General features: G+C 68.3%; 14 protein-coding genes. 2 read left to right on the forward strand and 12 right to left on the reverse strand.

What is annotated here, in order from left to right; genetic code table 11:
* On the forward strand, positions 1–1601 hold a 1601-nt coding region (locus ACEN2M_RS07050; protein ID WP_441647410.1), incomplete at its 5' end, for a DUF222 domain-containing protein.
* A gap of 221 nt (positions 1602–1822) precedes the next feature.
* Here ACEN2M_RS07050 and ACEN2M_RS07055 read toward each other — a convergent pair.
* On the reverse strand, positions 1823–3136 hold the full coding sequence (locus ACEN2M_RS07055; protein WP_441647411.1) for an ATP-dependent DNA helicase: 1314 nt from the start codon (positions 3134–3136) through the stop codon (positions 1823–1825).
* Positions 3137–3283: 147 nt separating this feature from the next.
* On the reverse strand, positions 3284–4081 hold the full coding sequence (locus ACEN2M_RS07060) for a Gmad2 immunoglobulin-like domain-containing protein (protein ID WP_441647412.1): 798 nt from the start codon (positions 4079–4081) through the stop codon (positions 3284–3286).
* Between the two features lie 121 nt (positions 4082–4202).
* On the opposite strand from ACEN2M_RS07060, the gene ACEN2M_RS07065 reads away from it, so the two are divergent.
* Positions 4203–5270, forward strand: a complete 1068-nt coding sequence (locus ACEN2M_RS07065; protein WP_441647413.1) for a hypothetical protein — start codon at positions 4203–4205, stop codon at positions 5268–5270.
* A 2-nt stretch (positions 5271–5272) separates the two neighbouring features.
* Here the strand turns inward: ACEN2M_RS07065 and ACEN2M_RS07070 are convergent, their stop codons facing one another.
* The 10 genes from ACEN2M_RS07070 to ACEN2M_RS07115 all read right to left on the reverse strand — a co-directional run bounded on the left by ACEN2M_RS07070 (position 5273) and on the right by ACEN2M_RS07115 (position 12843).
* Positions 5273–7249 carry a cytochrome c oxidase assembly protein gene (locus ACEN2M_RS07070; RefSeq protein ID WP_441647414.1) on the reverse strand — a complete coding sequence of 659 codons (1977 nt, stop codon included), beginning with the start codon at positions 7247–7249 and terminating at the stop codon, positions 5273–5275.
* A gap of 122 nt (positions 7250–7371) precedes the next feature.
* On the reverse strand, positions 7372–7659 hold the full coding sequence (locus ACEN2M_RS07075) for an HU family DNA-binding protein (protein WP_066598601.1): 288 nt from the start codon (positions 7657–7659) through the stop codon (positions 7372–7374).
* Positions 7660–7971: 312 nt separating this feature from the next.
* Positions 7972–8277, reverse strand: a complete 306-nt coding sequence (rpsN, locus tag ACEN2M_RS07080) for a 30S ribosomal protein S14 (RefSeq protein ID WP_035880538.1) — start codon at positions 8275–8277, stop codon at positions 7972–7974.
* Between the two features lie 2 nt (positions 8278–8279).
* The gene (gene rpmG / locus ACEN2M_RS07085; protein ID WP_130176355.1) at positions 8280–8447 is read right to left on the reverse strand and encodes a 50S ribosomal protein L33; all 168 of its coding nucleotides are present in this window, start codon (positions 8445–8447) and stop codon (positions 8280–8282) included.
* Positions 8447–8683: a 50S ribosomal protein L28 gene (gene rpmB / locus ACEN2M_RS07090; RefSeq protein ID WP_066598603.1), complete on the reverse strand. Its 237-nt coding sequence runs from the start codon at positions 8681–8683 to the stop codon at positions 8447–8449. Before rpmB ends, rpmG begins: the two co-directional genes overlap by 1 nt.
* Positions 8684–8860: 177 nt before the next feature.
* Positions 8861–9268, reverse strand: a complete 408-nt coding sequence (locus ACEN2M_RS07095; RefSeq protein ID WP_441647415.1) for a Fur family transcriptional regulator — start codon at positions 9266–9268, stop codon at positions 8861–8863.
* The gene (locus tag ACEN2M_RS07100) at positions 9265–10101 is read right to left on the reverse strand and encodes a metal ABC transporter permease (RefSeq protein WP_441647416.1); all 837 of its coding nucleotides are present in this window, start codon (positions 10099–10101) and stop codon (positions 9265–9267) included. Before ACEN2M_RS07100 ends, ACEN2M_RS07095 begins: the two co-directional genes overlap by 4 nt.
* The gene (locus tag ACEN2M_RS07105) at positions 10101–11009 is read right to left on the reverse strand and encodes a metal ABC transporter permease (protein WP_441647417.1); all 909 of its coding nucleotides are present in this window, start codon (positions 11007–11009) and stop codon (positions 10101–10103) included. The genes ACEN2M_RS07100 and ACEN2M_RS07105 overlap by 1 nt, the downstream gene beginning before the upstream one ends.
* A complete protein-coding gene (locus tag ACEN2M_RS07110) occupies positions 11010–11801 on the reverse strand; it encodes a metal ABC transporter ATP-binding protein (RefSeq protein ID WP_441647418.1) in 792 nt (263 codons plus the stop codon).
* Positions 11802–11808: 7 nt separating this feature from the next.
* Positions 11809–12843, reverse strand: a complete 1035-nt coding sequence (locus ACEN2M_RS07115; RefSeq protein WP_441647419.1) for a metal ABC transporter substrate-binding protein — start codon at positions 12841–12843, stop codon at positions 11809–11811.
* Between the last annotated feature and the right edge of the window lie 60 nt (positions 12844–12903).

Below are 12903 nucleotides of genomic sequence, written 5' to 3' on the forward strand. Positions count from 1 at the left end.
GCGCAGCCGGCGATCGCGGCGGCGCGCCGGGGCCGCTGCCCTGGCACGCCCCGATCTCGCAGGCCGTCGCCGACGGAACGCTGACGGTAGCCGCGGCGCACGCGATCCGCACCGGCCTGGGCAACGTCGATACCGTCGTCACCGGGCAGAGACTCACCGACGCCCTGACAACCCTGCTCACCGACGCGGTCACGATGAACGCCGACCAACTGCTCAAACGGGCCCGGCGGATGCGCGACAGCCTCGACGAGGCCGGCATCGCCGTGCGGGAACAGAAAGCCTGGGACGACCGCTACCTACGAGTCTGGGCCCTGCCCACCGGGCAAATCTGCATCAACGGGCTCTTCCCGCCCGAACAGGGCCAATTCATCGTCTCCACCTTCGACAGCCTCACCAGCCCTCGCCGCGGCGGCGTGCGCTTCGTCGACCCGGACCGCGCGAAATGGGCGCAGTCGGTGCGCGATGACCCCAGAAGCACCGACCAACTCACTGCCGACAACTTCCTCGACCTCCTCAAAGCCGGAACCGAAGTCAACCCCCACCGAATGCTCGGCGGCCGCCAACCCGCCGTGCGCATCCTCACCACCGCCACCCCTACCACCACCACCACCAAACCCACCACAACGCAGCCCGGCCGCCCACCCGGCGCACAGCCCGGCGGCCAACCCCACAGCCAGCCCGGCCAACCCGGGGCACAGCCCAGCGGCCAACCCCACAGCCAGCCCGGCCAACCCGGGGCACAGCCCAGCGGCCAACCCCACAGCCAGCCCGGCCAACCCGGGGCACAGCCCAGCGGCCAACCCGCCGCCCAGGCCGGCGCACAATCCATCAGTCCGCCCGGCATCAAGCCCGGCACACAACTCAACGGCCAGCCCGGCGGCCGAGCCAGCATCCAGCCCGGCAGCCCACCCATCAGCCCATCCAACGACCGACCAGGCAGCGCGCCCCGCAGCGAACCCGGTAACCAGCTCGACGACCAACGCCTCAACCAGCCCACCACCCCACCCGCCGCACCAGCACCGAAACCGCTCACCCCGACGGCACCCGAGCCCACCGCCCGGCCAGGCCTGACGTCACCGCCGGCACCACCCGCCACGTCGCTGGTCCTACTGCGAGACCCGACCCAGATCCTCACCCCCATACCCGACGGCACCGGACACGGCTACCTCGAAGGCAACCCCGCCCCCCTGGCCCAACCCACCATCGACCGACTCATCTGCAACTCCGGCACCATCACCATCTCCATCGACCCCACCGGCCAACCCATCGACCTCGGCCGCGAAGAACGCCTCTTCACCCCCGCCCAACGCCTCGCCCTAGCCGCCCGCGACGGCGGCTGCCGATGGGGCGACTGCACCAAACCACCCGCCCTCACCGAAGCCCACCACATCGAACACTGGGCACGCGACCACGGCACCACCGACCTCCGCCTGGGCATCCTGCTCTGCCCCGCCCACCACCGCCTCCTGCACAACCAAAGCTGGCAAATCTTCGAACACCACGGCCGCTACTGGCTGAGACCACCCGCCAGCATCGACCCCGGCCAGACACTGATCCACATGCCCAGCAAGAGCCCCACCACACTCCAGCAACTGCCGTAACGGCCCGCTGGAAATGCGAACCACACGCCTCGGGCTCAGCGCCCGGTGACGGTGGGGTTCAACACCCCGAGAGGGCTCGCGCCCACCCACACGGGAGACGGCGGGAGTTCAACACCTGATCGCTCGTCGGCGGTACCGGCCCGGCCCGCGGCGTAGCCAGACGGCAGCAGCAGCGGCAGAAATCTGCGGCAGCGGTCAGCGGTAGCTGTCAGCGGCGGAAGTCAGGCACCCTCAACGGCGGGCGTGACGCGCAGGCCCTCCATGAAACGGAGCACGTTCTCGTCGACGATGATGTCGCTCGGCCGCAACGGCCGGGTGAGGTACAGGCCGTTCAGGCTGGTCAGGCGACTCAGGGCCACGTAGGTCTGGCCGGGACTGAACACGCGGGTGCCGAGGTCGACGATGGCCCTCTCGTACGTGGCGCCCTGCGACTTGTGGATCGTGACCGCCCACGCCAGTCGAAGCGGGAACTGGGTGAATTCGGCAACAACATCCTTGCTGAGCTTCTTCGTGGCCGCGTTGTAGGTGTACTTGAACTTCTCCCACACTGTGGGCTCCACCTCGTGGGTGGTGCCGTCAATGTCCACGTACACCGTCGAATCCACCCGTGTCACCGTGCCGATGGTGCCGTTCACCCAACGCGGGCCGCCGTCGAGCGGGTTGTCGTTACGGAGGAACATGACCTGGGCGCCCACCTTGAGCTCGAGCACCTCGTCGGCCGGGTAGGTGCGTCCGCCGAAGTCGCCGGTGACCTCGGCCTTGGCCGAGAGCGACTTGCCGGAGAGCCGTTTGAGTGCGGCCGCGTTGATGCGGTTGACCGCGTCGTTGCGGGTGGCCAGTGTGATCACGCCTTCGGTCGGCGGGGTCCGGGCACCCGCACCGTTGAGCGCGCCGCCGATCTCCTGAGTCACCTGGCCGTAGCGCACCGCGTTGAGCATGGTCTTGAAGCCGGCGTCGTGCTGGCGGTGAATCTCGGTGAGCTCGAAGATCTTGAGTTCGGCACTCTGCCAGACCTTGGCATCGAAGAACCACATCGAGCGGTAGGTGTCGGCGAAGTACGCGCGCTCCTCGGGATCCCCCGGCACCGGGGCGAGCTGGTACGGGTCACCGAAGAGCACGATCTGCACACCGCCGAAGGTGTCGTGCGGGCGTTGCCGGGCCTGCCGCAGGCTGCGGTCGATCGCATCCATCAGGTCGGCGTTGACCATGGAGACCTCATCGATGACCACGGTGTCGATGGTGTTGAGCAGCTTGCGCAGCTGATCGTTCTGATCGATGGCGTGATCGGCGATCACGCCGATCGGCAGCCGGAACAGGGAGTGCAGGGTCTGGCCGCCCACGTTCAGGGCGGCGACACCGGTGGGCGCCGCGATCACGATCTGCTTGCTGGTGTTCCAGGAGAGATGGTTGAGCAGCGTGGACTTACCTGTGCCGGCCCGGCCGGTGACGAAGACGTTCTGCTTCGTGCCCTCGATGGCGGCAAACACCTCGGCCTGCTCGCGCGAAAGCGGAATCTCGGGGGGAAGCGCGGTCACGGGAGAACTTTCGGTGGGATGCGGAGGCGATGCGGGCGGTGGCCAGGAGAACATCGGTTTCCCCTCCACTGTAACCGTCCGACCGGCGCACCGGACCCTTCCTGGCCCCCCGGTGGATAACTGGCCGGGCGGGCGCACGCGGCTCGGCTACTGCAGAACCAGCTGCACCGGGAACTCGTACTGCACGCTGCCGTCCTTCAGGCTGTTGTCGAAGCCGACGAGGTCGTAATACCCGGCGGCGATTCCCGCCGGCACCGGGAGCGTGACGCTGAAGTCCGACTCCTCGGAACCGCTGGCAGCCGTGACCTGTTCGGTGAGCACGGGGGCACCGGCCGAATCGCGCAGTTCGACGGTGAACTGGCCCTCGGGCACCATCGCTCGCCCGCTCACCTCTAGAACGCCACCCGCCGCGATGCTCGCACCGCAGACCGGAGACGTGATGATGACCGGCGGCCGCTCAGGGGTGAGGGTGAGGGGACGTTCGCTGACGTTGGTGGCGCTGCCGTCTTCCGCACTGAGCTCGTAGGCGCGCAGGGTGACCGGCTGCTCGGCATCCGGCGGGCTGAACGCCAGGTCGGTATGCCAGGCGCCCCCGGCCCCCGACGCCGCCGCCGCCGCCGTGAGATTCCGCACACACAGCGTCTGCCCATCCTCGTCGAGCAGGTCGACGACGAGCGCCGTGTCGGGGGCGCCGGCGGTGCCCCGCACGCTGACCGGGATCGTGACCGGGGCGTCGGCCACCGGACTGTCGATGTCGATGGGTAGAGAGGTCGGAGGGGACTGCGTGTCGGTGGGGGCGGCGGTCTCGGCGCTGCTGCTCCCCGACGGCGCGGGAGCCGGGCCAGGCGCACAGGCCACCAGCGCCCAGAGCAGGAGAACCGCCCCAATGGCGGTCGGTCTCCGTTCAGGTCGGTGCCTGGCCGGGGTGGATTCGCTGTTGAGCACGGAACGCTCCTCTCATCAGACGCTCGGAGTGTAGCTCGCGTGCGCGAAACCGGGCAGCCGGGTCGCTCGGTGCACAGCCAATCCGCACGGAGCCCGGAGGCACTCCCCGTAGGATGTGCAGGTGAGCTACGGGGTCGGGAACGGGGTGCGGCGGGCGCGCTATCTGCGTGCCGCCATCGCGGTGATCGTTGTCAGCACCGTGCTCTGCGCCGCCCTGGTCGCCGCGATCGGAGCGCTCAACCGCGATCTGTACAGCGCCGGCGGGTTCGTGCGCCAGTACCTCGAGGCTCTCGCGGCGCACGACACCGACACCGCTCTGGCCCTGCCCGGCGCCGAACCGACGGATGCCGATCTCGAGGCCGCCGGGCTCCCCCAAGACCTGCCCCGCACGCTGCTGCGTCCCTCGGTGCTCGGGTCGATCACCGATATCCACCTGGTCAGTGACACGGCCGTGCCCGCCGAAGACGGTGACGGGGCGGACGAGCACACCGTGCTCTACGACTTCAACCTGGACGGCAAGGATTCCTCGATGGAATTCACCGTTGAACGCGTCGGCAGCGTTGCCGGCCTTTTCAGCACGTGGGGGTTCGTGACCAGCCCCCTCGCGGTGTTGCAGGTGACGGTGCTGCACGAGGCGGACTTCTCGGTGAACGGCCTCACCCTGGACACCCGTGCCCACGCGGCGGCCGACGCCCCGGTCACGTTCTCCAACCAGGGCGCGTACCTCGCCTTCGCCCCGGCGGTCTACAGCATCTCGCACGACTCCGCGATGCTCACGGCCCCGGCGCAGAAGGTGCCCGTCGTGGCCTCCGGCGCCGCGGATGTCACGGTTGACGCGATGCCGAACGAGACCTTCACCAGTCAGGTGCAGGCCAAGCTCAACGAGTTCCTCGACGAGTGCGCCACCCAGCAGGTGCTGCAGCCGTCGAGCTGTCCCTTCGGCATCGAGATCGACAACCGGGTGAAGTCAGCGCCGGTGTGGTCCATCGCGCAGTACCCCGAGGTTGCCCTGGCCGGTGGGGAAAGCTCGTTCGACATGCCGGCCACCGAGGGCCAGGCTCACATCGTGGTCGACGTGCAGTCGCTGTACGACGGTGACCTCAGCACCCGCGAAGAGGATGTGCCGTTCTCGGTCGGCCTGAGCGTCACGATCCAGTCCGACGGCGCCCTGGCCATCCAGCTGCGCTAGCTCTAACGGTCGTGCGCGGCCAGCCGGGCGAGGCGCTCGTTGTACTCGTTCAGCTCCGCCTCGCCGGTGCGATCGGCGGTGCGGTCGCGACGCTTGGTTTCCTTGTCGTCGCTGCGTCCCCACTGGATCGCCACGATGATCGCCAGAGCGATGGTCGGGATCTCCCCGACGCTCCAGGCGATGCCGCCGCCGGCCTGCTGGTCGGCCAGGGCACTCACGCCCCAGTCACGGCCCATCGCGCCGTACCAGTCCGCCAGGAGCAGACCGGTGCCGGTCATCAGGGCCAGACCGAAGAAGGCGTGGAACGCCATGGTGCCCAGCAGCAACAGCAGCCGGAACGTGTAAGGCAGCCGGTAGGGCACCGGGTCGATGCCGATCAACGACTGCACGAACAGGTAGCCGGTGATCAGGAAGTGCACGATCATCCACTGGTGGCCGATGTGGTCGGTCGTGGCCCAGCTGAACAACAACGTGTAGTAGAACACCCACAGCGAGCCGGCAAAGAGCACCGCGGCCACGAGCGGGTTGGAGATGACGCCCGCGAACTTGGAGTGCACGGCCAGCAGGATCCACTCGCGCGGGCCCCGGCTGCCGTCGCGGCGCATCCGGATGGCGCGGGCCGCCAACGTCACCGGGGCGCCGGGAACCAGCAGCACCGGCACCAGCATCGTCAGGGCCATGTGCGCGAGCATGTGCGTGGAGAACAGGTACTTCTCGTAGACGTTTACGCCGCCGTTGGTGATGTAGAACAGTGTGATCATGCCGACCACCCAGAGGATGGTGCGGTGCAGCGGCCACTTATCGCCGCGGCGCCGCAACCGCCACACGCCGGCAAGATAGAAGAAGATGCCGAACGCGCAGAACAGCACCCAGGCGAGGTCGAAGTTCCACTCGGTGAAGTACCGGGCGAAGGTGAGTTCCGGCGGCAACGGCTCGCCGGTGAGGATTTGGGCCGGGGTGGCGGTGGGGATCGCCGTGGTGATCACCTGGGTCACCGGGGTGGCGGTCCTGGCGAGGGCAGCGGCCACGCCGCTGGCCAGTCCCATGAACGCGATCTCGCCCACGACGAGCCACCAGAAGAAGCTGTCGGTGCGGCCGGCGCCGCTCTGCATCCGGCCGATCAGGTAACGGCGCTGCAGCACCCCGAAACCGCCGAGCACGAACAAGAGGGCCACCTTGGCGAGCACCAGGACGCCGTACCCGGTGAGCAGGTTGTCCCAGCTGCCGATGCGGAGCTCGGCGCTGACATACCCGGAGGCCGCGACGACGACGAAGCTGACCAGAGCGAGGGTGGAGTACCGGCCGATGACCTCGCGCAGACGTGCGGAGGTGAGCTGCCGGTGCAGCAGGATGATGGTGAGCAGGCCACCCAGCCACACGGCGGCGAAGATCAGGTGAAGGCCCAGGGCGGTGATGGCCGCGTCGTGGCCAGCGGCGCCGGCGGAGTGGCCCTGCTGGGCCATCGGCAGCAGTGCGAGCAGGGCGAGCACCGTGACGAAGACCAGCGCGGTCTGGTTGCGCACCGCGAAGCAGAGCACCGTGACCGCTGCGGCGATCAGGGTGGTGGCCAGCCACGCCTGGCCGAGTTCGATCTGGCTGAAGAACTGCCCGACGGTGGCGCTGAACCTGTCGTCGAAGCTGATGGTGACGTTGGTCACCTGCAGGAAGGTGAGGAAGCCGGTGGTCGCGGACGCGATGGTGAGGAAGGCGGCGGAGGCGGCGGCCAGGTCGATCGCGGTGCCGTACTCGGGCTTGTCGGGGCTGAGCGCGAAGCAGGTGAGCACCAGGGCACCGATGGTGCCGGCCGCACCGATGTTCACGAGCAGCTTGGCCACCGGCAGGCCCCACCGCACGACACTGCCGGGGTCGGCGAGCAGTTGCGCCTCGGCGCCACCGCCGTAGGCGAGCGCCGCCAGCGTCGCCAGAATCGCGGCCAGCAGCAGCGCTGCCGGCCCGACTATCCGCACATAACGAGGCACCAGTCCAGCTTAACCGGCGGGGCGAGACTTGCCGTCCCTGGCCTGGGCGCCGGACCGCCCGGTTAACGAACGGTGGGCGCCGACCGAAGTCGACGCCCACCGATACGTTCTAGACCTGCTGCCTACTTGGCGGCGGCCTTGAGCTTGCTACCAGCGGTCAGCTTGACGCGGTGGCCTGCTGCGATGGCGATCTCTTCGCCGGTCTGCGGGTTGCGGCCGGTGCGAGCAGCGGTTGCGGTGCGCTCGACGCCGAGCCATCCCGGGATGGTGACCTTGCCGTCGTTTGCAACGGTGTCGGCGAGGGTTGCAAAGAAAGCGTTCAGAACGCCATCGACAGCAGCCTGGCTCTGGCCAGAGTCTGCGGCAACCTTGGCAACGAGCTCGGTCTTGTTCAGCGACTTGTCAGCCATTGAGTGTCCTCCTCGGACCTTCGTCTGTAAAAAACAGGTATTCAGGTGAAGCGGGCGCGTTTGGAAAACGCCTCCGTTGGTCGGTTCGACCGGGTTGAATCTAGCATTGATCCGCAGGATTCCGCGGATTTACGGCGTTTCGGAGCTCTTTAGGGCGCCGAACGGGCCCGTTTTCGCTGTGCGCGAACTGGTCGCCCCCGTTCGGGCCGAACCGTGTCACCCACGCCGAACACAAAACAGGGGATGCCGACCGAGGTCGGCATCCCCTGTGGATGCTGCGCTGATCGCGTTCAGGCGACCAGTAGCTGGTAATTACCAGCTGGACTTGGTGATGCCGGGCAGCTCGCCGCGGTGCGCCATGTCGCGGAAACGCACGCGCGAGATGCCGAACTTGGAGAGGTGGCCACGGGGACGACCGTCAACCGCGTCGCGGTTGCGCAGGCGAACCGGCGAGGCGTTGCGGGGCAGCTTCTGGAGGCCCTTGCGAGCCTCTTCGCGGGACTCATCGGTGCCGGCCGGGTTGACCAGGGCCTTCTTGAGCTCAAGGCGCTTCGCGGCGTAGCGCTCGACGATGACCTTGCGCTGGTTGTTCTTGGCAATCATGCTCTTCTTCGCCATTTTTAGCGCTCCTCACGGAAGTCAACGTGCTTGCGGATGACCGGGTCGTACTTCTTGAGTACGAGACGGTCGGGGTTGTTGCGACGGTTCTTCTTGGTCACGTACGTGTAACCGGTGCCTGCCGTCGAACGCAGCTTGATGATCGGACGTACGTCCTGTGCCTTAGCCATTAGATTTTCTCCCCACGTGCGAGCAGGTCCTTGACGACCGACTCGATGCCGCGAGCATCAATAACCTTGATGCCCTTTGCCGAGAGGGTCAACGTGACGTTGCGGCGAAGCGACGGCACGAAGTACTTCTTGGTCTGCACGTTCGGGTCGAAACGACGCTTGGTGCGCCGGTGCGAGTGTGAAATGTTGTGTCCAAAGCCGGGAACGGCTCCGGTCACCTGGCAGGTTGCTGCCATGGTTTTCCTCCAATACCGAAGGGCGATTGCCCTTCCCAAGATCTCTTGTCGGCCAATTCGCGTGGGATTCCACCCGGAAGCGGCCTGCCGAAAGGTGACTTCCGGTGGCTGGTTCGAATGGGAGGAAAAGACACGAACAAGCAATGCACGCACAGATATGCGCAGCAGCTACCCAGCCTACGGGGTCGGGCGGGTCGACGCAAGCGCGGTGCAGGCCGCGCAGAGGCCGAAGATGTCAATCACGTGGGCGGCCTCGGTGAAGCCGTGCTTGGACGCCTCGTCGGTGGCCCAATTCTCGATCGCGGCGACCTCGATCTCCACCGTGAGCCCGCAGTTGCGGCAGATCAGGTGGTGGTGGTGCTCCGTGGTGCTGCACGCCCGGTACAGGCTCTCCCCGTCGGGCGACTGCAGCGAATCGGCGTCGCCCTCCAGCGCCAGGTCGGCGAGGGCGCGGTACACCGTGGCCAGGCCGATCGGGGAACCGCTGGTGTGCAGGGCGGAGTGCAGGCCCTGGGCGCTGACGAACCCTTCGGCGCGACCGAGCTCGGTGCGCACGGCCTCTCGCTGCCAGGTGTTTCGCTTCATGTTTCCAACCGTAACCCCGCCCGGCCGGGTGCATGAACCCCTCGCACGCGTGCCCCGAGCGAACGCACCCCCAGTGCGAGCAGGAAGCAGGCGGCGGCGGCGAGCGCGATGGCCGGCCCTGCCGCCACGTCGAGGGAGCGGGAGAGCAGCACGCCGATGATGCCGGATCCGGCGCCGATCAGGGGCGCCAGCACGACGATGCCTGCCGCGGTGCGCACCACCAGGCGGGCGGCCGCGGCCGGGGCGGCGATCAGGGCGATCGCGAGGATGGCGCCCACCGCGGGCATCGCCGTGACCACGGTGGCGGTGATGAGCACCAGGGTGAGCAGCTCGATGGGCCACTCCCGGTAGCCGGCCGCACGGAAACCGGTGCGATCGAAGGTGGAGAACAGGATCTCCTTGCCGAAGAGAACCGCAACCAGCACCGCCACGCCGAGCACCGTGGCGGCCAGTATCACGTCGCCATCGGTGACGGTGAGGATCGAGCCGACCAGATAGGACTCCACGTGCACGGGCAACGACGGGTTGAGGGCCTGGAGCAGCACGCCGAGCGCGAACCCGGCGGTCAGCATGATGCCGGACGCCACCTGGCTGCCCTGCCGGCGCACCCGGCCCAGCAGGGTCATGATCATGACGATCACGGCCGCAGCGACGGCGGCACCGAGCGGGATGCTGACACCCAGCAGGGCCGCGGCGACGGCGCCGGGGAAGGTGGCGTGGGTGAGCGCCTGGGCGAAGAAGGTGCGGCGGCGCAGGAGCACCAGCGTGCCCACCAGGCCGCTCAACGCGCCGATCACGGCGGCCGCGAACAGGGCCTTCTCGAAGTAGCCCATCAGGTGGCCACCGTTTCCGGCTGGGCCCCGGCTGTCGGCACCGCCGAGGCGGGGCGGCGCATCCGGTCGACCGCGAGCCGGCCGACGAGCACGAGCAGGTAGCCGGCCACGAGCACGAGCACGACGGTAGCTCCGCTGGGCAGATCGATGCCGGCGGTCACGGAGGCCTCGTAGCCGACGGCCAGACCCACCCAGGCGCACAGTGCGGCGAACACCGCCGCGAGCGGGAAGAGCAGCCAGAGCCGCACCGTGATCAGGCGGGCGACGGCGCCGGGCACGATGAGCACGGCGAGCACCAACAGGTTGCCGACAGCGCTCGACGCGGCGACCACGACGAGGGCGATGGCGATGTTGAGCACCAGGTCCAGCAGGAGCGGGCGGTAGCCGGCCGCCGCCAGGGCGGTGCGGTCGAACGCCCGGAAGACCTGCTGCTTGAGGGTGAGGCCCACAAGCAGCAGGGCGATCGCGCAGATCGTCAGGGTCTGGGCCACCTCGGCGGTCGTCACCGTGAGCAGCCGGCCGAAGAGCAGCTGTTCGAGCTGGCCGGCGTAGTTGGTTTGCCGGGAGACCACCAGGATGCCGATGCTGAACATGGCGGTGAAGACGATCGCGATGGCCGCATCCCCCGAGACGGCTCGCCGGGTGATCAGGGTGAGCACTATCGCGGCCAGGATGGCGGCGACCATGGCGCCGACGAAGAGTCCCTCGCGGCCGCCCCAGACGAACCCGATCGCGATGCCGGGGAAGACCGAGTGGGTGAGGCCGTCGCTGATGAATTCGAGGCTGCGCAGGTTGACCAGTACCCCGACGATGCCGGCCACCAGGCTGAGGGCGAGCAGCACCACGAGCGCCCTCGCCATGAACGGCAGGGCGAACGCGGAGACCAGCGGCCCGAAGAACTCGGCCATTCAGTGGCCTTCGTGGCCGGGGATGACCAGGGTGTGCTGGTCCATCTCGACGCCGACCTCGTGGAAGGTGCGCTGCACGTTCTCGAGGGTGAGCACGCTCTCGCGCGCGCCGAAGGCAACCTGACTGCCGTTGAGCAGCAGCACCCGCTCGCAGACCGCCCGAGCCAGTTCGAGGTCGTGGGTGGAGACGAGCACGGCGACGCCGTCGGCCTTGAGCCGTTCGACGGTACCGACAAGGGCGTCCCGGTTGGATTGGTCGAGCCCGTTGAACGGCTCGTCGAGCAGCAACAGGCGGGGTCCGGCGGCCACGGCGCGGGCGAGCAGACCGCGCTGCTGCTGACCGCCGGAGAGCTCCCCGAACCTGGTCTTGGCCAGATGGCTCAGGCCGACGGTGTCCAGGGCGGCCGCCACGGCCTGGCGGTCCTTCTTGCCGGGCAGGCGCAACCAGCCGAGCGCGCGGTAGCGGCCCATCATCACGACCTGCTCGAGGCTCACCGGAAACTCGGGGTCGAGCTCGTCCGTTTGCGGAACGTAGCCGACAGTGCCGGCCGGGGCCGTGGCGTGGCCGAGCACCTCCACGGTGCCCGCGGTGCGGTGGATCAGGCCCAGGATGCCCTTGAGCAGGGTGGACTTTCCCGAGCCGTTGGGCCCGATCAGCGCGACGGCCTCACCGGCGTGCAGATCGAAGTCGATGCCGGTGAGGGCAGGCGTCTGGGCGTAGGCGAACGAGGCCCCGGCTACGCGGAGGGCGAGCGCTGCGGGCATCCGCTGCTGAGAAGGGTTCTCGTTCACTGTTCAACTATTGCAGGTCGGCGGGTACGGCGCTGGGCGTCACACCCCAGGACTCCAGGATCAGGCTGACATTGTGCAGCTGGGAGGCGATGTAGGTGGCGCCGTCGCTGTCTGCCGGACCGAGCGAGTCGCCGTAGAGGGCGTCGTCGCCGGAGTAGACCGCCACACCGGCCTCGGCGGCGATGGTGTCGGCGGCCTTGGGATTGATCGAGGCCTCCGAGAAGACCGCCTTCACTCCGGTGGCCTTGACGGCGGCCACGAGGGCGTCGATCTCGGCGGCACTCGGCTCGGCGTTGTCGTCGAAGCTCGGGATGACGCTGCCGACGTAGGTGATGCCGTAGGCGGCGGTGAAGTAGCCGAAGGCGTCGTGGTTGCTCACCAGCAGACGCTCGTCGGCGGGCACGGCATCGACGTTCTCACGGATCCAGGCATCCAACTCGGCGAGCTGGCCGGCGTAGGCGGTCTCGTTGGCTTCGAAGTCCGTGGCGTGCGTGGCGCTGGCACCGACCAGTCCCTCGGCGATGGTGGCGACCATCTTCTCGGTGTTGGCCACGTCGGTCCAGATGTGCGGGTTGCCCCCGGCGTGGTCGTGCTCCTCGGCGGCCTCGTCGTCGTGCGCGGCCTCATCCTCATGCGCGGCCTCGTCCTCGTTGCCGGCCTCGCCGTCCAGAATGGTGATGCCCTCGTCGGAGTCGATGGTCACGCCGTCGAAGCCGGAGGCCTCCATCGCGTCGTCGAGCCATTCTTCGAGCCCGACGCCGTTGATCACGAGCACGTCGGCCTCGCCGAGTGCGGTGAGGTCGGCGACCGAGGGGTCGTAGCTGTGCGCGCTCTGGTTGGGCTGGATCAGCTGGGTGACCGTGACTCCGGCCGCGTCACCGACGATGTTGCGGGTGAGATCGGCAATCTGGGTGGTCGTTGCGACGACCTGGAGGTCGCCGTCCGATCCCTCGGACGCTGACGTGGCGGGCGTTGAGCATCCGGCCAGCACGAGCGCTGCGGAGGCGGCCAGGGCGGGGAGGAGGAGTCTGGGGGTCTTCACCTTCGAAACGCTACGCCTATTGATAATGATTGTCAAAACCATTAGAGCGGAGGGCGGCCG

The organism is Cryobacterium sp. W22_MBD10_FK3, assembly GCF_052113745.1.
Classification (GTDB): domain Bacteria; phylum Actinomycetota; class Actinomycetes; order Actinomycetales; family Microbacteriaceae; genus Cryobacterium.